The following is a 21939-nucleotide window of genomic DNA, read 5'->3' as shown; positions in this document are numbered from 1 at the left end:
GGGGCGAATAGGAAGGATTGCTCAACGCGGTCTGACATAGCCATGTATATGAACATCGCCGCCGAGAACGTTTACCTCGATTTCATCCAATTCGAGTGCCGTGGCCATCTCTGCCAATCCCTGGCCGGCAACGGGCGTCAATGCCGCTTGGCCACCAATTAGCTTCGGGGCCACAAAGACATGTACCTCGTCGATGGCTCCCAAGTCAAAGAGAGTGCCGAGCAGAGTAGCGCCTCCCTCGACCAAGAGGTTTGTCATCTGCCGTTGTCCCAACTCATCCAGCAACTGGCCAATGAAATCTTCGTGATCCCCCATCGCAAGGGAAAGCACATCCACGCCAATAGATTGCAGCGAACTGAGTCGCCCGGCCGGGGCGTCCTCCCTGGCTACAAGCAACAGGGGTGCCTGGTCAAGAGTCTTTACAAGACGGCTATCCATGGGTAGCGTCGCCAGCGAGTCCAGGACAATCCGGGTGGCAATCCGCGCGCCGCTTGGTCTCGCGGTGAGCGTGGGATCGTCTTGCACAACGGTTCCCTTTCCCACCACAATTCCATCGACCTGACCCCGCACATGATGCACCACCGCTCGTGATGCTTCGCTTGAGATCCACTGGCTGTCGCCGGTGTGCGTCGCCAGCTTGCCGTCCAGGGTCATCGCCCATTTGGCGATCACCCATGGCCTCCCCGTGGTCATCAGCTTGGCGAAAGGTGCAACTAACCTGTGAGCCGATCCATCGTCTGCAATCAGCTCGACTTCAATCCCTGCTTCACGGAGGCTGGCGATTCCATTGCCCGCCACTTGAGGATTCGGGTCCTGGCACCCGATCACGACCCGTGCAACTTTTGCCCCAATCAATGCTTCGGTGCACGGGGGAGTTTTTCCCTGATGGCAACAAGGCTCCAACGACACAAACACGTCTGCACCTGTTGCGGCTTGACCTGCGGCACTTAGAGCTTCAATCTCTGCATGCGGTCCCCCGAACTTTTGATGCCACCCTTCACCGACAATCTCTCCTTCACGGACGATCACACAGCCCACCATCGGGTTGGGCTCCACGAAACCGCGCCCCTGCTCGGCCAACTCGAGAGCACGTGCCATATACTTTTGATCGCCGGACTTGCTCATGATTTCGTAGGGTGGGCACCGCCCACCAGATTGGTTGTTCTGAGATCCGTGGTGGGCAATGCCCACCCTACGGTGTCCAAATCGCGGATTTACCACTGCCAACTGCTGGAGCTGCTCCGCTCTCACCTTCCGGAGTCCAAAGTCCGCTTCCTCCTTGAGCATCATCTCGCGTTGGGCTCGCTGGCATGGCAAGTGGAGTTGGTCTGCTGGTTTCATGTGGCGAGATTAGCCCAGCAGAATACAAGATCCGATAGGTCTCCTCGGCCACTCCGGGCTCATTGATATGAACCGTCCGCAGTTCTTCAAGCACATGCTGGGCAGTCGCCGAGTCGTTGCGTTCAATCGCCAGTTCCAAATCCAGCAGTGCCCACTCGGCCACCGAGCGATGATTCTTCTCAGCCCATTGGCGGGCCTTGGCAATCCACTCCTGCGATCGCGCAACATCAGGATCAACTCGCACCAACTGCTGGAATACCCTCGCCAGATCGATGTTGGGCGTTTCGTCCGCACGAGCGACGATTTCGCCCCCGGTCAATAGGATGGCCAAATTCGCCCCCAGCATCGTCGCCCGATTGAAAAATCCTTCAAGTTGATCGAGAGTGAGTTTGGAAAATTCGAGTTGCGGCACACGCACGATGGAAAACCGACGATCTACAATCTGAGTCGGGTCAATGCTGGCCAAGGGAGGCAACTCAAGTTGTTCGCGTAATTCGGCGAACAACGGCAATTCTGCTGGGTCATCGGCGGCCTGTTCGATAATCAACGCGCTGGCTAACAACGCAAGCCGCAGTTCAGGATTCCCAACCGCTTCCTGAGGGCTCTTGCCCTCCAACGCGGCACGAGGTGCCGCCGTCCACCGCTCAAGTATCGCTCTCCGGCGTTCTTCAGCCACCAGTCGATTCCTCTGATCCAGTGGTGTCCTTGGTGGAAGTCGCCACCGCCAACTCAGCGATTCTTCGCTTTGCGACTTCTCGGCGACCACTTCCTCCTCTAGTAGTTCACCGAGCAAATCTCCTGCCACGTCGACCAGCAACGATTTGGTCACCTCCAGACCTTCATCACGATCGGTCGTCAACTCCAACTGGGCACCGCGATCTGTCCGCTTGCCAAACAAACTAAGAAAGCCCAGCACCCGCGGAATTTCATCCCCCTGGAGATCGGGACGTGCTTGAGGTGTAGGTTTATCGAGCAGGATAAAACTATTCCTTGGCCTCGGTGTATCCTCGTCGAATTCGTCCGGATTGAGGGGATACTCTTCCAGACGCGCTTCTTCTGCAAACCGTTCTGACAATGCATCCTCGTCCGCAATCGCATAGGCGATCCGTACCGTCTCCAACTTGGGGTCTTCCAGATTCGGATCGATCAGTTGAGCCAAAGCTTCGGCCTCGACCGCTCGTTCTTCATTCGGCTCAATTCGCGCGTATTCGTGCAGGCCTTCAGCAAAACGATCGATATTGCCCAACCAGCCTCGCACCAAGGCAAGATTGTAAACAATCGCCGGTTCTGCTCCTGCCTTGTCCCGCAGGGAAGTCAAGATTTCCTCTGCGATCCGCCATTGCCCGCGACCGATGGCGCGTGAGGCATGATCGAATTCACCTTGCCAGGGTGCATCGTCCGGGCAATCCAGCGGGTTCGAAAGCTCGCGAATCAACAGGGGCAACCCACTTTGCAGATTCATTCGCAACAAGAGCTTGATTGCCATGTTGTCGTCTTGAGGTGCGATTCCAGCGTAGAGGAGCAAATGCCCCCGACCGGCGATCAGCTCGCCTTCCAACAACAGCGCATGTCCCACAGATCCGAGTGCTTCAAACACATGCAGGGGCATGTCGTCGTCGAGCAATTCCAGCGCGTCCTGTAACGGCCCAATGGCTGCCGTCCCCTCTTCGGTTGCGGCAATGAGTATTGCCTTCTGACCATGTGCCGCCGGATTCTGGGGATGCTTGGCAAGGTAGTGGTCAATCGTCTTGCGGGCAGCGTCGAACTCATGCATGGAAAGTTCGAGATTGGCACGCAGATCCAAGAGCGACGCCCGATCCGGTTGCTTTTGCATAAGAGCGTCTAAATGCTTCATCGCTGCATGAGGTTGATCCCCCGCAACCATGCGATGGATCTTTTCCATGTCGGCAGCAAGATCCGGGCAGCAAAACTTGAGTTTCTTACCACTACCACACGGACACGGAGAATAAGGATCAATAGCCATAACAAACTACCAGAGGGTTAGATGGAATGCTGAATCAGCTTCGCTCGAAATCAGTTTCGAAGACGCATGCTGCATGATAAGGCAGCACAGCATGGCACCGCAACCAATATCATTATTAAGCCACGGATTGAACACGGACGGGATCGGAATAAAGACCCTCTTAATCCGTGCTTCATCTGTGCCAATCCGTGGCTAAGACATCTTGGAGTTAACGCTGTTAAACAAGTTCTTTCGCTTTCTCAGCAACAAGCGCCAGCAACGCCTTCTGGGGGTCGGCAAACTTTTTGATGCCTTCCTGCATCAGGGTCTCTTCCAGTTTTTCCATATCTACTTTCTGCTCGATTTCCTTCACGATCGCCGTCGGGGGCATCTTGTCAACCGTGCGGGTGAACGTGAGATCATGCTCAGCGATCGCTTCATTGGTAGCAGGTGGATTGGTTTGGATATCGCTCCCTGCCAACGCGATCACATACTTCCACGGGTCATCCTCGGCGTTTTTCGTCCCTGTGCTGGCGAACACAATCTCTTGCTTTAGGGGAGTCGCATGCTTCGACCAGAACTCCTGATTCGCTACCCAAAGTTGCTTAGCATTCAGAATACCCACTTGTCCCTGGGCGTCGGCAGATAATTCAGGCACGTGCTTCTGGGTGTACACATCAACGCGGGAAATGAAAATGCTGTACACACTTTTGAATGTATCGAGCGATGAGCAATTCTGCGCTCCCTGCCAAATGGCATCGCGTGCCGCTTCATATTGTCGCATAGTAAAAATCAGTGTGACGTTTAGCGGAATCCCCTTTGCCGCCAGTTCCGGCAGCGCACGAATCCCCGCAGGTGTGGCCGGCACCTTGATCATCCGATTCTGATGCCCCTGCGACCACTTCGTACCCTCAGAAACGTAACCTGCCACACGATCATCCAGAGGCATACCCGCAGTGGGATCTTCCAGCAGCGGATCGACCTCGAAGCTCACATAGCCATCGTCTGCTCCGGTTTTCTGCCAGGTGGGCTCGAATACTTGCTCCGCGTTGGCAACCACCAAATCATTCAACTGCCACGCAGCATCGCTAGGCGAGCATCCGTCTCTTACTAGCGCTGAGAGTTGCTCATCATAACGCCCGGTCTTGATCAGATCGCTGATGATAATGGGGTTCGAAGTCGCCCCGGTCGCGCCCAACTTCACATTCTCCGCGATCAAATCGGGGTCGACCGAATCAAGCCATAGCTTCGTCCCTGTATTTATAAGTGAGGTCAAAGATTGCTGAGACATGATAGCTTCGCTCCTTGATGACAAGTGGGTGGAATTGCTTGCGCTCTTGGTGGCCTCGCGAGTGGAAAGGAGTCGGCTGCCGATCTTACAAGCCCGGCCAGCAGCTAGCGCCGAACCGCATTGCTGATGACACTCCACCCGCGATTCTCAACGCAACGTCTACCTCCGACAAGTGCCGAATATTGGCAATCCAGTCAATTTAGCGAAACTAGCCCGCTTATCGACAACCCTGCCGTTTGGCTGGCTTTTAATGATTTTTACGATTCTGTCGGTTATTCCTGCATCTTACCTGACTAGAGGACGATGAATTCTCTGTACAAAAATGCTTCCGCACATGATGCGCTAGAATTTTGCTTGTCGTTCCAAAGGGGAGGTCTTTGCGGTGAATAAGTTAGTCGGATTCCTAATATTAAGTGTGCTGGCGTTCTCCTGTAGAGCGGTCACAGCAGAGGATCTGTTCGGATCTCAAACTCTCGGAGTTCTCCCTCCTCAATTCGCTTACGATGCATCAGAAGAGGCGACCTCTTCTGGAATGCAAAGGATGATGCTACCTTCCGAGGAGCAGATTCCCGAGCCCATTGCGGAACCTCTTTCGACTCCGCTCAGCGCAGGGGATTTTGACCCCAATCCAGTGGACTACGCGGAAGACAGCTTTCGCTCTTTCGACTGCCGCCCTGCCTTGCTGGAAAGCACGGGTACTTGGTTGCGCCGAGGATTCTGGTATGCAGAAGCAGATGCGGTGATTTTCGCGCGTACGTTTAACGCGAACGAAGTCATCCTGGCAAGAGATTTCGACACCATAGTGGTTGGCGGACTCAAGAATACTTTGGCGATCGACGGTTCTTCATGTGCCGAAGGAGCTCCTCGATTGAGTGTTGGCCGTTTCCTGTTTCGCGATCATGAGAATCGCGATCACGCCATGGAGTTTACGATCTTTGGTGGCGGCAACTACGGCCAGGATTCGCAACTTGAGGGCGGCAATCTGGTGATGCCCAATAATATAGCTAACGGGAATCCTAGTTTTGACAGCGCCCAACGCATGAGTTTCGATTATACCACGTGGTTCAATAGCTTCGAGTTAACTTACAACGTCAAGCAAAGAATGCAGAAGGACCGCATGGAACTCGAACCCAGCGGACACTGGGTGCGACGTGCCCAACCTTCCAATACGAATGCTTTCCTGGCTGGTGTACGCTACTTCAGTCTCGATGAAGAATTGAATATCAATGCCTTCGGAATCCCTGATGGCAATGGGGACGGCGACAATGAAACGGGCAATTACCTGGTTCAAACGGGCAATCATTTCATCGGCACGGAACTGGGCGTATCGCATGCGTATGAGACGGCTCGCTGGAGCATTACCGGAAAAATAAAGGGCGGAATGTATTTGAACATGATACACTTGAAGTCAAACTTCGATGTCTCAGGAAACGTGACCTCGGGAAGCACTGATCTCGAAGGGGACAACCTCTCTTTCATTGGCGAAGGATCGCTCATAGGCAGGTGGCACTTGCGGCCCAATTTTTCTATTCGAACGAGTCTCGAAGTCATGCAAGTCACGGGTGTAGCATTGGCGCCCTACCAAGTCGATTTCGTTCCCAGTGGAAGTCCCTACATCGGAAAAAATGGCGACCTCTTCTACCTCGGCGGGGGATTCGGCTTCGAGAGCTACTGGTAAGCTCAAGGCGACCAAAGGGAAGCTTCAATTCGTCCTTGCAACCTTTGACCTAGGCGAAGAGATTGCTAGCTTCCAACTCTCTGGCATCGCCCTGTTCGGCAGCAAGCTACTGAGCAAAAACCGAAAAATTGCGATTCAGAGCCATCCCTCTTGCCTAACCGGCTCTTCCCTGCCAGTTCGACGTAGACTTATCCAGCATTTCTCGTTAGCCTAGGTTACTGTGAAGGCATTTTTGGCAGCACCTTCTTGCGTCTGAGAAGCAACCTCGGGCAAGCGTTGCTGGCAGTCCCGCTTTTTCTGTCTGTAGAAAGCCATTCGAGACTTAATCCCAGTGACCTCTCCCGATCAGATTGACAAGCCTTCCTTTCTGGCTCGCAAGACCTTTGGGCAGCCCAACTATTTCTTGTTGGCGCTAGCCGCCGCGTTTCTCATTGCCTTGTTGCCTCGCGGTGCCCGCAGAGCCATCGAAAGCAACACCAACAAGGCCGAAGACTGGCTCCCGCCAAACTATTCGGAATCAATTGACCTGCGCTGGTTTCGCGACCACTTCGTCGGTGAACAGTTTGCCCTTGTAAGCTGGGATGACTGCACGCTGGGCAATACAGAGAAGCTCGACCAACTCGAGCGAAAACTGATCCCCGGCAAGGAAGCACTTGCCCAAGCTGGCCCCGACTCTGATCTGGCCAAACGATCCCGTTGGTATAAACGAGTCATCAGCGGTCCAGCCGTTCTCGAAGAACTTACGACACCGCCAGTAAGTCTAGGCTATGGCGATGCCGTAAAGCGACTCGAGGGTGCCCTTGTGGGACCGGTCAAGCGCGATGCTGAGGGAAATTCCTTAGGCAACGAGAGCCGCACCACCTGTCTGATTGTCTTCCTGAGCGAGGAAGCGACTAAAGACAACAAGACAATGCGTGCCGCGATTGAGAAAATCACCGAGATCGCAACCACCGAGTGTGCCATCTCCGCGGACTCCATCCACATGGGCGGTCCTCCTGTGGACAACATCACGATCGACGTCGAAGGGGAGAGAACCCTTATCCGGCTTGCGTTGCTTGCCGGATTGGTCGGATTCGGACTTTCCTACTGGTGTTTTCGCAGCGTGAAGATCACCAGCATTGTTTTCGCTATTGGGGTTCTCAGCGCTGGAATGAGTTTGGCCGTCGTCTTTTACTTCGGCATCCTGGAAGTGATGGTCACGGGGTCTGATCGGCCACGACTTGGCACCGTCGACGCGATTCTCATGTCGATGCCTGCCGTTGTCTACGTGTTGGGCCTCTCCGGTGCGATCCATATTGTCAACTACTACCGCGATGCCCGCCGCGAGCAAGGGCTCAAAGGCGCAGCCGAATCGGCGGTGCGCCATGGCTGGTGGCCCTGCACGCTGGCGGCGTTCACCACGGCTGTAGGTCTCGGCTCACTGTTTACCAGCGACATTCTCCCCATCAAAAAATTCGGCCTCTTCACTGGCATTTCGGTGTTGGGAACCGTCGTTGTTCTGTTCACCCTGTTGCCAGTATTCCTGCACCGCTTCCCCATCAGCGACGACTTAATCAAGCGTCAATCGGGTGATCACGAACATGGACACCTTCCCGATTGGGCCTTGCGTCTCTTTGGGATTGTCATCGGCCGCAACGTTTGGACTTGCTGCTTTTGGTTGGTTGTGATGGGAATCTTTGCTTTTGGTTTCACTCGGATTGGCACGTCCGTTCAGCTGTTAAAACTGCTCGACCAGGACACTCGCCTAATCCACGATTATGCCTGGTTGGAGAAAAACCTGGGGAATCTCGTCCCCATGGAAGTTGTGCTGACGGTACCTCCAGAAAAAATCCGTACCGCCGAGGAACATGCTGAAGCCGATGGCAAGCAGTATCGTATGACCATGCTCGAGCGACTGGACCTCATGCGAGAGATTCAAAGCCGCATCGAAGAATTCCCCGAGATAAGTCGTGTGATGTCCGTCGCAACTTTCACTCCTGAGAGTACAAATACTGGCATTGGCGGTGCCGACCGAAGTGCCGACTATGCAAAAAACAAGAGCCTCGAGGAACACCGCGAACAACTTCTTTCTGGTGATTATCTCCGCATGGAGCGCGATAAGAAAACCAATGAGGAGACCGGACGCGAACTTTGGCGAGTTAGTGCCCGCGTCGCCGCCCTGGGTGATCAAGATAATGACAATGGTGGCATCGACTACGGCGAGTTTGTTGAAGATCTTAAGGCCGCTGTCGATCCGGTTCTCGTCGCTTATCAACAACGCGACATGATCGTCGAGCAGCTTCACGAACAGGGCAAACAACTCGATGGGTCACAAGTTACGATCCTCTACCGAACCCCACACGGCGATCCCGAACCTACACCAACAGCCCAAGAATCTGTGTTACGAAGCCTGCTGCTGAAGAGTGGTGTGCAGCCCAAGAGTGGCGGCAAAGCTCGTGCCGTTTCGTTCTACAATCTCTCTGAATTCGACGAGCATAAGAATGATGCAGATTATGTCGACCGAGCAATCAAAGCGCTTAGCAACCAGGACGCGCTGATTCTGGTCTCGGCCGGGAGCGATCCGACTGCCAAAAGTTTTGCCAAGCGAGGGCTTCCCCTAATCGACGTTACGGATTTTGATATCGACCTCTCTTCTGCAGCCGTCAATGTTGGCAATGCGGATGAACCGCGCCCAATTCGCTCGGTTTACACGGGAATGGTCCCGCTGGTCTACAAGACCCAGCGACAGCTGTTGATCAGTCTCAATGAAAGTATCATGTGGGCCACCGTGCTGATCGCCGTCGTGATGATGTTCCTGCTCAAGAGCCCGATGGCCGGCCTCATTTCGATGATCCCCAACGTGTTTCCTATCGTCATCATCTTTGGTGCACTTGGTTGGTTGGGAATTAAAGTGGACATCGGCATTATGATGACCGCGAGCGTCGCGCTTGGTGTGGCGGTGGACGATACGATTCACTTCCTCACTTGGTTCCGCCGCGGCATCAAGATCGGTCTTGGCCGTGTCCAGGCAGTAATGCTGGCTTATGACCGTTGTGCGATGGCCATGCTCCAAACGACTCTCATCGGCGGCCTCGGCCTGGCTGTATTTGCCACGAGTACCTTTACACCGACCCAGCAATTTGGCTACCTGATGATCTCCATGCTCGGCGCCGCCTTGGTCGGAGATCTGCTTCTACTGCCAGCGATCTTGGCCAGTCCTCTGGGAGTTTTCTTTGGAGGTAGCATTTCTAAAGAAGGCACTGCTGCTCTCGCTACCCCTGGTGCTTTTGCCGATGCCACCAAAGAACTCATCGAAGAACTGCACCGGAGCGGCCAGCTCAACGATTTTTCCTCGCCCGTCGACCCTTCGGATGAGCCACAATCTCCGACTCCAACTGCTCCCAAAGTCGCGCCTGCCGTACCCGCCCCTCTCGCATCGCGTGACTCGCAGTTACCCGCGCAATCAACCCGCACCCTGCTGAGCGACGAAGACCGCAAAGACCTTGTCGACGGCCCCCACGCTGCCCTCCACGCCCGCCTCCGCAACCTCCGCCGCGAAACTCCCCAACGTTAGCCGAGCTGACTTAGCCCCACTGAAGAAGAGCTCGCTTCAGCTCCGACACGCGCCCCACGCTTCCCCCACACGGCGTTCTTCCAGGACTTCCCTCAGAGCCGTCGTGCTACGCACGGCCGGCCCTCCTCCACAGACGCTATTTCAAGAGTGGTCAATCCGATGACGCTGCCTACGGCTCACTCCTCAAGCTTAGGAGGGTCAACGTGCTTTAGATCCTCTCCCGCGTACTGATTGGGAACCGGTACGCCATTTTCCGTCACTTGATAGACGAGCTTCCGATCTTTGGCGTCCCAGTGCATTTCATGGATGACAGCCGTACGTGGGGTATTGCGCATGCCGCGGGAAAGTACCTCGACCCAATCTCCGATCCCAAAGCCTTCTGGCTCAACAGCCTGCCAGAGAGTTCGCTTGACGCGAAGAAGCACGTCGCCATAGTGCAGCAGGACATAGGGCTCTTGCTCACCGTCCCGACAGAAAACGCGCGGGCTGGGGATCAGTGTGCGGGCCAACTCAGCATCCTCGGGGTGGATCCAATCGTCGCCGTCCTCGGGCCACCAGGGATAATAGCCGTACTTGGGATCTGTTTTCATAGTGATTCTCTCGATCCGTGATAAGTGCCCTTATCTATTTCCAGATTATCCAAAGGACGCACAATTGACCAGCTTGCACCGATTGTATCGACAGTGAGCTTGAGCACTTCTCCTTAGGAAACGCCAGCAGACAACCTATACTTAAAGGGCCGAATTTCGCCCAAATGCATGACACTTTATCGTCTACTCGAACACCCCCCGACGCGTTATGAACCTTCACGACCTGTTTGATCATCATGGAATGGCCACGAATCCGTTTGCAGACGAAGATGCACAAACGGATCCTGTCTTTCAGGGACGTTGCCGCACTAGTACGTTTCATCCGAACTGGGACAAGGTCTACGGCGATCCAGCCAACCCCGGCACATCCATCGTGTTTGGCGAAAAAGGTGCCGGCAAGACCGCCATGCGTCTACAGATCACCGCCCAAATCGAAGAATTCAATCGAACGCACAAAGACCATGGCGCGTTCGTGATCGAATACGATGATTTCAATCCATTCCTGGATCGCTTCGCTGAACGACTGAGTAGTCGCACGCGCCGCAAACCAACGAAGGTACTTGAAGAGTGGAAGCTCTGGGACCATATGGATGCGATCCTCTCGCTAGGCGTAACCGATGTCGTCGATCGATTCCTGAACATCTCCCAAACTTCAGGTCCCACAGGAAATACTTTGCCCGAAAAGGCCGTATCGCGCCTCGATCACTTCCAGCGCCGCGATCTGCTGCTGTTGGCTTCTTGCTACGATGATTCGCTTTCTGAATCGTTTGATGCACGTTGGTATCGTTTGCGCCACATCCTGAAATACAGACCTTGGCAAAGTTGGGGGATTCGAGCACTCGGCCTACTAACGATGTTGGTGGTCGCGGGGACTATTGTTTACCTGCGCAAGTGGAGTTGGCTCACCACGGTTTGGCCGTGGCTGATCATGGCTCTCGGCTGGGCACCGTGGCTTGCCCAAGTATGGCGATGGTGGCCACAAGCCTTCTCCGTCTCACGACATTTGCGCTGCGTAAATCGGGACATCAATCCCTTGCGCAAGGTGCTCATGCAGTTCTCCGGTCACGATATCAATGGGCAACCCTTGCCCAACAAGCGTCGCACCGACGATCGCTACGAACTGCTCTATAAATTCCAAGGGGTGCTCAAGGCACTGGGTTTCTCGGGCATCGTGGTACTCGTAGATCGCGTCGACGAGCCTCACCTGATTAACGGTTCCCAAGAAAACATGAAGGGACTTGTCTGGTCGATGCTCGACAACAAGTTCCTCAAGCAACCGGGGTTGGGTCTGAAGCTCTTGTTGCCAATCGAATTGGCCAACTGCATGCAGCAGGAAGGGCATGATTTCTTCCAGCGAGCTCGCTTGGACAAGCAAAACATGATCCCCTCGCTCGAATGGACAGGCGCTGCACTCTATGATCTGGCCAATGCGCGGGTCGAGGCCTGTGGAAAAGAGGGATCCAACCCTCAGTTGCAGAACTTGTTTGAGCAGAACGTAACCAGCGCAAGGTTAATCGAAGCCTTTGCGGCACTTCGCGTACCCCGCCACTTGTTCAAATTTCTTCACCGCGTCTTGGTGGCTCATTGCCAAAGCTTCGTCAGCTCGGAGCCCTCCTGGCAGATCAGCGCTGCCACCTTTGAGTCACAGCTAGCACTCTATCGTCGTGATCAGCAAGCAGTCGACGAGGGGCTCAGTGCGGGTAGATAGCTTTTCCTCGACCTTGAGGTTCCGGCAAGTGGTCCAGTCAGGCCTATTCTTGGCGTCGCTTAGTCTTGACCCCACATCGGAATTTTGCCACACTCCCGCCCCTTGCAGGATGCAGGGTTAGATAATCTAGCCTGCACATTCCTAAGCTACAAAATTTGAGGTCACCGATGCGCTGTTACCCGGTTCAAATATTGGCTCTTTCACTGATAGCTATCACTGCCGGCTGCGGATCGCAAAACTCGTCGAGCAGTTCGGCTGGAGACGGAGTGCCTAGCGATCCGGTGGCCCAGGTAGTGCACCAATTCCTAAGTGCAGTCCGCGCGGGCGAAACGGAAACAGCCAGCGAGCGACTGACTCCACTGGCGCTGAAAAGAACAAGCGAGTTGGAACTCAATTTCTCACCTCCCGGGAGCGACACGGCTACTTTTCGGGTAGGCGCAGTCGAAATGATCGATGCTGACAAAGCAGTAGTTGAATCGACTTGGAAGGACTTGGACGCCGACGGTCAGCCTCAGGAGGAGAAAATCACCTGGGCTTTAAAGTTAAACGGTGGGCAGTGGCGTATTTCAGGCATGGCAGCCGAATTGGGCGAGGACCAGCCACCCATCGTGATGGACTTCGAGAATCCCGGACAATTTGCGATGCCGTCTTCGGTGAGTGCAACGGAACAGAACTCTCCCTCGACGCCACGACAAGCATCTCAGCCCTCACAGGACCCTTTCCGTGCAGGTCCTCGATAGCTCCTCAGAGATGTGATGCAAGAGGCAGCTTAGGCGGAACCAGCCTTTCTCCATTCACCGCATCCAACGCATTTTACCATGCGATCAATTTGGTTACCGACTTCTACGGAAAGCCACTCTCACTGCTGAAAAAAGCGGACGAATTTCGCTACTTGCCCGATATGCCTGTGAAACTTAGGTTTCGATGACTTCATTCGGTTCTCTCGTATTCAAGAGACTCTGTAGAGGCTGGTGATTTGGTTCTTTTGGGCTAACGAGCCACTTGACATCAAAAGTAGCCATGTTATTTTGTCGGCCTAAGTTTTCTAATTCGTAAAGTCAGAAAATTAGCAGCCGGATCGTGCATCAATGTGCAGTGGCTGAAGCGATACAGGTTTGATTTCCCCCGCCGCTACTGGCCGTCGTAGCACTTCGGGGCAAGAATTTTGACGGTGAAAGAAGTAGAGAATTTGTTGCGCCGTTAACGGAAACGTATTCCGATTTACCGCGGCGCGGGTTTTTCCCAAGAGGAGGGATTACATTATGAAACGTGCTATGATCGTGTTGACTGCTGTAATGGTGATGTTGGCTGCTTCGAGCGCCGAAGCTGGTTTGTTCAAGCGCAAGAACAAGTGCTGCAAGCCCGCCACTTGTTGCCAGCCTGTATGCTGTGAAGCTACTCCAGCTTGCTACAGCGAGCCAGTTTGCCCATGTGAAGCTGCTCCTGCTCCTTGTGGTTGCGAAGCTGCTCCTGCCGCTCCATGTGGTTGCTCCGCCGCCGCTCCTTGCGGTTGTGAAGTTAGCCAATGCAGCTGCGAATGCATGACCCGTCGCGAGGCCCGTAAGGCTCGTCGTGCTGGTTGCTGCACAACTTGCTCCTGCAGTGCCGCTCCTTGTGGCTGTGGTGAAGTCCAAGGTTGCAGCAGTTGTGGTGGTGCCGCCGTCGAAGGTTGCAGCAGCTGTGGCGAAGCCGCTGGTGAGATTGTTCCAGAAGCAGCTCCCCAGGCTCCTCAGAGCGATTCCACCACCTGAGCTTTCTGCCATAGCAGAAAGTACAGTTGAAAGAAACGAGAACCGGTCCTCAACGCGAGGACCGGTTTTTTTGTTTGGTGCTTCGCCTGTCAGTGTGACCTGGTTCGAGGGAAGTTCTGCGTTTTACCGCGAAAGTATTATCCCGAGAACTAGCGCCAGCAAGCAAATCAGAACGGTCAGAACCAGAGTAACCATTCTCGCACGTTGACGACGTTCTCGTTGAAGACGGCGATGAGTTGCTACTGCTACAGATTCCTGAGGAACAAAACCACTTTCTTCAACTACAATGGTTTCCGGATTACTTGGAATTGCCCCAATGTCTTTAACAGTGTTGGCATTCGATCCGTCGGGGGTTGATTCAATTTCGGGGAACACATCGATTGCCCGTTGCCAATCTTGCCACCCGGTCCGCCAGACCCAAGAGTCCTTGTCGACCTGTCCAATCTCTATTTGAGCCTTCACCTGGGCGTAAGGAATCGGTCCTTGTTCAGCACCGGAGGCACCACGAACGTGCCAGTCGGTGTCAGCAAGATGGGCCTCTTCCTTTTTCAGAGAGTCGCTATGATTGGCCGGTGCGGGTACATCTGACCCCAGCAACTCGGTAGGCTCTTCAAGGGCTTCAACTCTTCCACCGCTTTCCATAGGAACCAGAAAGCGCGCATCGCATTCGGGACAGATCCCCCGCTTGCCCGCGAGAAATCCTTTCACATTGAGTTTGTGGCCATTCGGGCAAAAGAAGCGAATTCCCATGTTCTTTCAATCTTGCCAGGGTTTCACCAGGATGCAACCTATTCTTTAGCTTAACGACCACTCGATGCGACGAGAAGTGACTGTTTTCGCCGCTGACATGAGCATAGTGGGCAATTATAGTTGGTACTTTGACTCAGAGACTAGCAGACGCGAATTCCATACTTGTGAGACCCGCAGCAAATGACAATCTTCGAAATCATTCTCCTCGCGATTGTGCAAGGTCTCACTGAATTCTTGCCGGTGAGTTCATCAGGACACCTCGTGGTAGCCAACGCGATTTTCCAATCGCTTGGTAGTGAACCGGTCAAGGATCTGGTTGAAGTTGAAATTGTGTTGCATCTGGGAACCTTGCTTGCCGTGTTGGTCTATTATCGCCGCGAAATCTTGCGACTTTTTACCTCGGATCGTCGGCTGATACCACTTTTGATCCTAGGCACAATACCGGCGGCCGTGATTGGAATTTATCTTAAGAAGGGGCTCCCTGCTGCAACGAGCGATTTGATACTCGCCAATCCACTGGTAGCAGGGTTTTGCTTTCCCGTTACAGCAGTGCTCCTGTGGTGGGCTTCCAATCGCACTGAAGGATCAACTGACTACAAACAACTAAATTGGCAGGACACTCTCAAGATCGGCATGCTCCAAGCTTTTGCATTGCTACCAGGAATTTCTCGCAGCGGTGCTACCATTGCCGGAGGACTAGGCGTTGGCTTGCAGCGGGAGTCCGCTTCGACCTTCGCGTTTTTGTTGGCGATTCCGGCTATTGCCGGTGGTGGAGTGCTAGAAATGCTCGAGGCATTGAAAGAAGGCACTACGGGAACGCCGCTGGGAACGCTGGCAGTAGGCTTTCTCATCTCGTTTGTCGTAGGCCTGGCAGCATTAGCCCTGTTGATACGCTTTGTCCGTCGTGGTCGACTCGCGATGTTCGCCTACTATCTCGTGCCGCTGGGAATCACTGTTGTCGCTTGGCGGCTTCTCTTCTAAGCATCCGGGAAGATACCTGATCCGAAGGAATCTTCGACTTGATGCGGAGGTTTGCCTCCCGGGGCTCTCGAAGATGAACTCTCGTGCCCACTGCTCTTTACGTCTCCTTTTCGAGATTCATGTGGCGAGGAGTCTTTATGGGCCTGATCAATTCGTGTCTCACGTTTGCGCGGCAGTTGGGGCACATCCTCTTCGTAGCCTAGTTCGACATCGACATCGTCATACCGTGATACATAGCCGGGGAGTTTCGAGCGATCAAGTTCATCGTAATACTCATTGATTACATGATCCTGAATCATCTCCCGACAGGAGGAATTGATGGGATGGGCGATGTCAGCATAGAGCTTTGCTCGACCATCGGCATCCAGCGGCATGTGATCGTGGCTAATCGACGAGCCGCATTGATTGCAATACTGGGCCCGGAGATGGTTTTTCATGCCGCAACGCGAACAGTGGGAAGTCAGCTTGCGACTGGGCATAGCTACGAAAGGGCCATTGGATCCTTCGATGATTTTGAGATCGCGCACGACGAAACAGTTATCGAATGTGATCGAACAAAAGGCCTTGAGCCTTTCGCCAGGATCTTCCATCAGTTTAATTCGCACTTCAGAAATATACATGGTAAGTCTCCTTGCGATTCATTGGTCGCCTTACCAACTCGTTGACGTAACCAACACAGTTCCCATGCTTTGTGCCGATAGTTGTCGGGCGATCCATCTCGCATGCCTTGCTGATCGAGCAATTCCAAATAAGGTTGAGCCGCTGCCAGTCATGAGTTGTCCCCGGCAACCTGCATCCGCTAATAAGTTTTTGATACACAGAATTTCTGGAGCGATCCGCGCTGCAGCGGACTCCAGACAGTTAGTCATCCAGCGACTAGCAGTTGACAATGCCCCAGCTTGTAGTGCGCCAATCAAACTAGTGAGCCTAGCAGTTGAATTGTCATTCGAACTTTGTATCTGTTCCTTAGAACTCGAAAACTCCTGAAAAACTTGCGCCGTTGAGAGGCCGAAGGAGGGTTTCACCAGTACAAAGTGCAAATTCGCTAGTCCAGCGGCGGTTGAAATTCGTTCGCCTCTGCCACGGCAGATAGCAGGGCCGGAATGCAGGAAAAACGGGACATCGCTGCCCAGCTCAGCGGCCAATTGAGCAAGTTCCGACTCCGCAAGACCTGCTTTCCAGCAGGCATTTGTTAGTCGCAAAGTAGCTGCTGCATCGCTGCTGCCTCCCCCGAGGCCAGCTTGCAAGGGTATTCGTTTCGTGAGCTGGAAATGCCCGTGGGGTGGTCGGCCAATTCGGGCGGCGACCAGATGGGCTGCCTGCAGCACTAAATTCTCTGAGGAATTGAGTGAATGCAAACTTGGACCTGGATTGAGAGCACGAGAATCGACAGTTAGCGAGCAAGATTCAGCCTGAACTGGCCGTCCTGAATTCTCGGGACACCAGCGCAATTGGTCGCATAGCTGCACCGGGACCATGAGCGTATCCAGGTCATGAAAACCATCGGAGCGCTTGCCGAGAACTTTCAAGTACAAGTTCAATTTCGCAGGAGCGAGGATCTCCCAGTCGGTACCAGCCTTACGGGGAACCATGTTGTACGTCCAGAGTCGATATCACGCAAAGCTGTTGGTCCAACCCAACATTGGACCCAAAAACAGCATTTTCCTTGTGTTTCTATCCTGCGACTTTTCTTGTCGCGCTTCAAACTCTCCGGAATGATCTGTCGAGCTGGCTATATAAGCGTGGATGAATAGACCATTTGGCACCGCCAACTCAGAATGCCTGCACTTGAAAATGCACAACCGCCAATTCTGCCAGCAGCACCATAAGTCCAAGTGACAGCAAATTTTAGAAGGATTGCCGGAATCGGTCAACGGAAGTCTGCAGGGGCAGAAGGCTGCAATCTGGGGCAAATAGGCTGACAAATCAGGCAACTATGGAAGATGTGCACCAAGAAGTGCCCTATTGCCCCTGGATCATCTCGATCATGCGTTTGCCAACATCCGTTGCATGGAGGATGCCAGTAAACCGCTCCGATCCCGGGCCGAAACTTGCGATCAACACTGGGGTACTGGTGTGGGTGCCAGATCCCCAAACGACATGTTGCTGTGTGCCCAGGATGTGGCCAAGTCGATTCATACGCAAGTTTTCCCCATAGACGTAGAAAGACTCTTGGTCGGGCATCTCGGGCAACGTCGGAGTGCCGAGATAGGGATGTCCCTTCTGGTAGTATTGGTTCGGCATTCGATTAAGCAAGTCCGTAGCGTCGGCAAGCGTGATCGACAGCGGCTTGACGGCCCCGTTCACAATCTCCATCAGCCTTTCGGGGGTCCGCTCCTCAGCGGGCAAAGAATCAAATTCGGTGAAAATCTCGAAGTAGCTTTTCTGTTGGGCTGCCAAATCATCGAGGGCATGTTGGGGGCCAAAATTGAAATTTGGGGCAAACGGCTCTTCGCCGAAAACATTTCCGCCGATCTTCTGAGCTTCAGGAATCTCATAACCTGAGTAGCTAAATCCGAATGATCCTGTTTCATGATCGGCTGTGATCAGCACGAGAGTGTCGTCCCTTTTACTGGCCCAATCAAATACAGCCCGAACAGCATCATCAAATTGAATAAGTTCCCAGAGCATGTCTCCAGCGTCGTTATTGTGTCCCGCCCAATCGATCTGGCCACCTTCAACCATCAAGAAAAAACCCTTGGAATTCTTGTTCAATATTTCCAGAGACTTCTCCGCCATCTCTACCAAGGTGGGCTCCGTACGTACGCCGCTTTCGAGCGTTTTGCGTTCTCCAATAGCATCGAGCATTTCAGAGTTGGCAAACAGACCGAGCACCTTGCCCTCCGAAAGTTGCGCCATCGACGACCGATCAAATACCAACTGATAATCTCCACGCGCTTCAAGAAGCAAGTTGCGATTGTCTTGGCGTTTAGAAGAAACATCGAACGCTCCGCCGATCATCTGCACCAAAGCCATGTATGAGGCCGAATCCCGCTTGTTGACGGCTTGCGGTATCCAATGGCGCAGACCACCACTCATGAGAACGTCCACTTGGTTGCCGAGCATGTCGACGGCGATCTCGTTTTCCATCGATCGATGGCGTTGGTGGGCCGCGAAAGCGCCAGGAGTTGCATGGGTCATCCGCGTGTCGGAGACAAGCCCCGTCGATCGACCCGTGTCGCGTGCAATTTCCAACACGGTCTTGGCTGCGTTTCCTCGGTAGTCGACACCGATCATTTCCGATCCGGACCAAACTCCCGTTGCCAATTGCGTCGCCGCCGAAGCGGAATCAACGACCAGAGCCCCATGGGGATTCGTGCGTACGATGCCAACATTGCCTTGCGACGCCAGTTTTTCGATAGCCGCCATTCTTTCTGATAGTGGCTTTCCAGATGCTTGCGACGCTAGAGAATGGCGAGCGTATGCAAAGAGCAATCCCAACTGCTGGGGGCCCATACCGTCGCCGATCATGAGGATCACATTGCGAATTCGTTGCTCTGGTAGGGCAACCCCATTGGCCAAGGAACTATCGGGGGTTGATGTGCTTGGGAAATCAAGCTTCGGCGCAACTTCTTCGCCCTGCGAGTGATCTGCAAACAGCACGACAATGTCAAGCAATGCGAAGCAGATTACAAATGAAGATCGGAGAAAATGCATCGTGAGACAGATCCGGCGGGGATAAGTGCGGTAAACCTTTATTATATCTCGGCATACTTCATATCGCGCCAAGTTGAAAGCCAATTTTTTGAAAAAACTCCCTTCTGCTCGCTTTTGAGCGCTTATTCTTCGTCCTATTAGTCATTCCGACGCCGATTGCGGGTCAGCGCAATTCCGGTGCTTTCGCTCTGGTATTGATTGTGGAATGCCCTTGAACGTGGCAAAATAACGGGACCTTGTTCCTGTTTCATCCTCTCTAATCAAGGCGAAATAAAAATGCTCCGCTACGTTGCCACAATTCTTCTTATGATGTCCCTCGTGCCGACCGCTCTTCACGCCCGGCCTCCTATCGATCCGGACGAAGGGATCAAACACATCAGTTGGGACGATGCTGGCGATGCGATCGGACAGACCGTCTTTGTGAGCGGCAAGATCGTAAGAGTTGGCAGCGCCGGGCGGATTAATTTCTTGAACTTCGACAATGAACGACCACCTGGGTTTGTAGGGATCGTCTTCGGTGAGAATCTCGAACGATTCCCTGGCGATCTCAAAGAACTTTATGAAAACAAGTTGGTGGAAATGCGTGGATTGATTAGCACCTACAATGGCAATCCTCAGATGGTCATCGCACGATCGGATCAGATTCGTGTACTCGATGCCCTGCCGAAAACAGAAGGAGTGGAGAAGAAACCGGTCACTACCTGGTCTGCCGATCCCAATGAAATCGTGGTCGCTACGTTCAATGTTCTCAATCTGTTCGACGAAGTTGACGATCCCTACCACGCTGACGAAGGAACTCGAACTAAGCCTCGCGATGAACTGGAGCGTTTGGCTGCCACGATCCACAAGGTGAATGCCGACGTGATCGCACTCCAGGAGGTAGAGAATCGAGGTTACTTGGAGCGATTCAACAAGGTTTTTCTCAGTGATATGGGATATGAGAATGTCGTGCATTTTGAAGGTAACGATGGCCGAGGAATCGACGTCTGTTTGCTCTCTCGCGCTCCGATTGGCGAAGTCACTTCCCGCAGACATTTGACATTCAAAGGACCAGATGGAGTTGAACGACAATTCAACCGCGATGTGCCGGCTATCACTGTATTGCCACCCGGCGGCGAACCTCTGGAGGTGTGGATTGTACATCTCAAGAGTAAGGCAAGTGGGGCCGACTCCTCTGAGCCCATTCGGCTTGCCGAAGCTTCGATGCTCCGCAAACTGCTCGACGAAAAACTTGAGAAAGACCCAAACGCGAGAATCATTCTGACCGGCGATTTCAATGATACGATCGATAGTACCTCACTGCTGACCATTCTGGGCAGCGGCCCCACAGCAATGTGGCCTACTCCCACAAAAGACACTCCTGATTCAATACTTGACCCCGATCAGGAAGGCTGGGAACCGATTGATTTCATTCTCTGTTCGCCAGCAATGGCAAAGAGCTACGTCGAAGGGTCCTCGCAGAAGATGCGAGCCCCAGCAGAGATGGACGGCTCGGACCACGACCCGGTGTTTGCGCGGTTTAAGTTGAAATAGAACTCGACGCGCTCCGCTACGCCGAGCAGGACTCGCCTGCCGCGTCGCGGCTAACCCGGGGACCTACTGCATTGCTAGGTCGCTGCGGGCTTTGCTGGCGGAGAGATCGACGCGGCGGACGAGTGCCCAGTCGTCCTTGAAAACGACCGGAGCAAACTTGCTCGTCCCATCGGCACCGAACTCTTCCGCGATCTTCGTGCCATCCCACTCGAATTCGAGCAGAGCCTGGCGGACGGCATCCTGGATTTCTGGGGCCAGATTATAGGCGAAACCAAAGGCCGCGGGGGGGAATTTTTCCGATTCATAAATGCTGCGCACCGCCTCGGGATCGACCTCCCCTTTGGCTTTCATCCGCGCGAGTACATCACTGGCAATCGGTGCAGCATCGACCTCGCCAGCCAGGACGGCGTCAATCGAACCTTGATGACCATATGTGTAGCTCCACTGGTAATCGAGTTCAGGCTGCAGATTCTTCTCGTCCATCAGCAACATTGCCGCCGCCTTGCAGCCGGAATTGGAGCGGGGCCGAGTGAAAGCAATTCTCTTGCCGCGTAGATCTGCCAGGTTTTTGATCGGACTGTCGGCCTTGACGATAAACTCCATTTTGTAACCGCTTGTGCCATCTTCCTGGCCAAACGCACAAACGGGGATAAATCCGGCCGTGTTGACTGCGGCGGGAACTTCTCCGGTACTCAATGCCGTAATGTGTAGCTGTCCGTTGCGCAGGGCCTCGTATTGCTGACGCGAGTCGGTCAGTCGCAAATAGGTCACCGGAATACCGGTCTTATCGGCAATCGCATCCATCAGTTCTTGCCACTGAGCCGGCTCATTGGTGGAGTCTTCGGAGGTGATAAAAGAGAGCACCAATTCGGCGGGCTTGGCCTGCAGGGCTTCGTTCTCGGGGACGTCCGCCAGGAGGTCCCCATCGGCGTCGCGATACACCGAGTCGAGCTGAGTAATGGGATTGAGACTCGTAAAGAAGTTGCTCATCGTCCGCGTGACGTATTGCTCTTTGGCAGTCCTTTCCCAGCTAGAGGCAACATAGGAGGCGTAGCCGGCAACTAACGCCGCCACGGCAATTGCGACAATGACCCGGATACGCACAAATGCAGATTTGGTGTTCACGAAAAGAGTCTCCCCAGA

General features: G+C 53.8%; 16 protein-coding genes. 7 read left to right on the top strand and 9 right to left on the bottom strand.

The window, feature by feature from the left end; all coding sequences use genetic code 11:
• Nucleotides 1-21: 21 nt before the first annotated feature.
• From ribD to Pr1d_RS06320, 3 genes are all read right to left on the bottom strand, one after another.
• The gene (gene ribD / locus Pr1d_RS06330) at nucleotides 22-1125 is read right to left on the bottom strand and encodes a bifunctional diaminohydroxyphosphoribosylaminopyrimidine deaminase/5-amino-6-(5-phosphoribosylamino)uracil reductase RibD (RefSeq protein ID WP_210417905.1); all 1104 of its coding nucleotides are present in this window, start codon (nucleotides 1123-1125) and stop codon (nucleotides 22-24) included.
• A 67-nt stretch (nucleotides 1126-1192) separates the two neighbouring features.
• Nucleotides 1193-3325 carry an SEC-C domain-containing protein gene (locus Pr1d_RS06325; protein WP_148072745.1) on the bottom strand — a complete coding sequence of 711 codons (2133 nt, stop codon included), beginning with the start codon at nucleotides 3323-3325 and terminating at the stop codon, nucleotides 1193-1195.
• A gap of 217 nt (nucleotides 3326-3542) precedes the next feature.
• On the bottom strand, nucleotides 3543-4595 hold the full coding sequence (locus Pr1d_RS06320) for a transaldolase family protein (protein ID WP_148072744.1): 1053 nt from the start codon (nucleotides 4593-4595) through the stop codon (nucleotides 3543-3545).
• 541 nt (nucleotides 4596-5136) lie between these two features.
• Here Pr1d_RS06320 and Pr1d_RS06315 point away from each other — a divergent pair.
• Together Pr1d_RS06315 and Pr1d_RS06310 are read left to right on the top strand one after the other, a co-directional pair.
• Entirely contained in the window at nucleotides 5137-6273 is a 1137-nt protein-coding gene (locus Pr1d_RS06315; RefSeq protein WP_168205085.1) for a BBP7 family outer membrane beta-barrel protein, read from the top strand.
• A gap of 331 nt (nucleotides 6274-6604) precedes the next feature.
• Entirely contained in the window at nucleotides 6605-9826 is a 3222-nt protein-coding gene (locus Pr1d_RS06310; RefSeq protein ID WP_148072742.1) for an efflux RND transporter permease subunit, read from the top strand.
• 176 nt (nucleotides 9827-10002) lie between these two features.
• On the opposite strand, the gene Pr1d_RS06305 is transcribed toward Pr1d_RS06310, so the two are convergent.
• Entirely contained in the window at nucleotides 10003-10416 is a 414-nt protein-coding gene (locus Pr1d_RS06305) for a DUF6960 family protein (protein WP_148072741.1), read from the bottom strand.
• A gap of 208 nt (nucleotides 10417-10624) precedes the next feature.
• On the opposite strand from Pr1d_RS06305, the gene Pr1d_RS06300 reads away from it, so the two are divergent.
• From Pr1d_RS06300 to Pr1d_RS06290, 3 genes are all read left to right on the top strand, one after another.
• A complete protein-coding gene (locus Pr1d_RS06300; RefSeq protein ID WP_148072740.1) occupies nucleotides 10625-12124 on the top strand; it encodes a QueT transporter family protein in 1500 nt (499 codons plus the stop codon).
• 191 nt (nucleotides 12125-12315) lie between these two features.
• Entirely contained in the window at nucleotides 12316-12864 is a 549-nt protein-coding gene (locus Pr1d_RS06295) for a hypothetical protein (protein ID WP_210417904.1), read from the top strand.
• Between the two features lie 522 nt (nucleotides 12865-13386).
• Complete coding sequence (locus tag Pr1d_RS06290; protein ID WP_148072738.1) at nucleotides 13387-13875, top strand: hypothetical protein; 489 nt, start codon at nucleotides 13387-13389, stop codon at nucleotides 13873-13875.
• A gap of 123 nt (nucleotides 13876-13998) precedes the next feature.
• Here the strand turns inward: Pr1d_RS06290 and Pr1d_RS06285 are convergent, their stop codons facing one another.
• Nucleotides 13999-14625: a DUF4339 domain-containing protein gene (locus tag Pr1d_RS06285; protein WP_148072737.1), complete on the bottom strand. Its 627-nt coding sequence runs from the start codon at nucleotides 14623-14625 to the stop codon at nucleotides 13999-14001.
• A 180-nt stretch (nucleotides 14626-14805) separates the two neighbouring features.
• Between Pr1d_RS06285 and Pr1d_RS06280 the strand changes: the two genes are divergently transcribed.
• Nucleotides 14806-15606 carry an undecaprenyl-diphosphate phosphatase gene (locus tag Pr1d_RS06280; protein ID WP_148072736.1) on the top strand — a complete coding sequence of 267 codons (801 nt, stop codon included), beginning with the start codon at nucleotides 14806-14808 and terminating at the stop codon, nucleotides 15604-15606.
• Here the strand turns inward: Pr1d_RS06280 and Pr1d_RS06275 are convergent.
• The 3 genes from Pr1d_RS06275 to Pr1d_RS06265 all read right to left on the bottom strand — a co-directional run bounded on the left by Pr1d_RS06275 (nucleotide 15603) and on the right by Pr1d_RS06265 (nucleotide 19263).
• Nucleotides 15603-16226: a SpoVG family protein gene (locus Pr1d_RS06275; RefSeq protein WP_148072735.1), complete on the bottom strand. Its 624-nt coding sequence runs from the start codon at nucleotides 16224-16226 to the stop codon at nucleotides 15603-15605. The genes Pr1d_RS06280 and Pr1d_RS06275 overlap by 4 nt on opposite strands.
• A 30-nt stretch (nucleotides 16227-16256) precedes the next feature.
• Complete coding sequence (locus Pr1d_RS06270) at nucleotides 16257-17198, bottom strand: 4-(cytidine 5'-diphospho)-2-C-methyl-D-erythritol kinase (protein WP_148072734.1); 942 nt, start codon at nucleotides 17196-17198, stop codon at nucleotides 16257-16259.
• A 370-nt stretch (nucleotides 17199-17568) separates the two neighbouring features.
• Nucleotides 17569-19263 (bottom strand): alkaline phosphatase, encoded by a 1695-nt coding sequence (locus Pr1d_RS06265; protein WP_148072733.1) that lies wholly within the window; start codon nucleotides 19261-19263, stop codon nucleotides 17569-17571.
• 276 nt (nucleotides 19264-19539) lie between these two features.
• Between Pr1d_RS06265 and Pr1d_RS06260 the strand changes: the two genes are divergently transcribed.
• Nucleotides 19540-20796, top strand: coding sequence for an endonuclease/exonuclease/phosphatase family protein (locus tag Pr1d_RS06260; protein WP_148072732.1), 1257 nt, complete (start codon nucleotides 19540-19542; stop codon nucleotides 20794-20796).
• A 63-nt stretch (nucleotides 20797-20859) separates the two neighbouring features.
• Here the strand turns inward: Pr1d_RS06260 and phnD are convergent, their stop codons facing one another.
• Complete coding sequence (gene phnD / locus Pr1d_RS06255) at nucleotides 20860-21921, bottom strand: phosphate/phosphite/phosphonate ABC transporter substrate-binding protein (RefSeq protein WP_148072731.1); 1062 nt, start codon at nucleotides 21919-21921, stop codon at nucleotides 20860-20862.
• Nucleotides 21922-21939 lie beyond the last annotated feature (18 nt).

The organism is Bythopirellula goksoeyrii, from assembly GCF_008065115.1.
Taxonomy (GTDB): domain Bacteria; phylum Planctomycetota; class Planctomycetia; order Pirellulales; family Lacipirellulaceae; genus Bythopirellula; species Bythopirellula goksoeyrii.
This window is presented reverse-complemented; position numbering and strand designations above follow the sequence as displayed.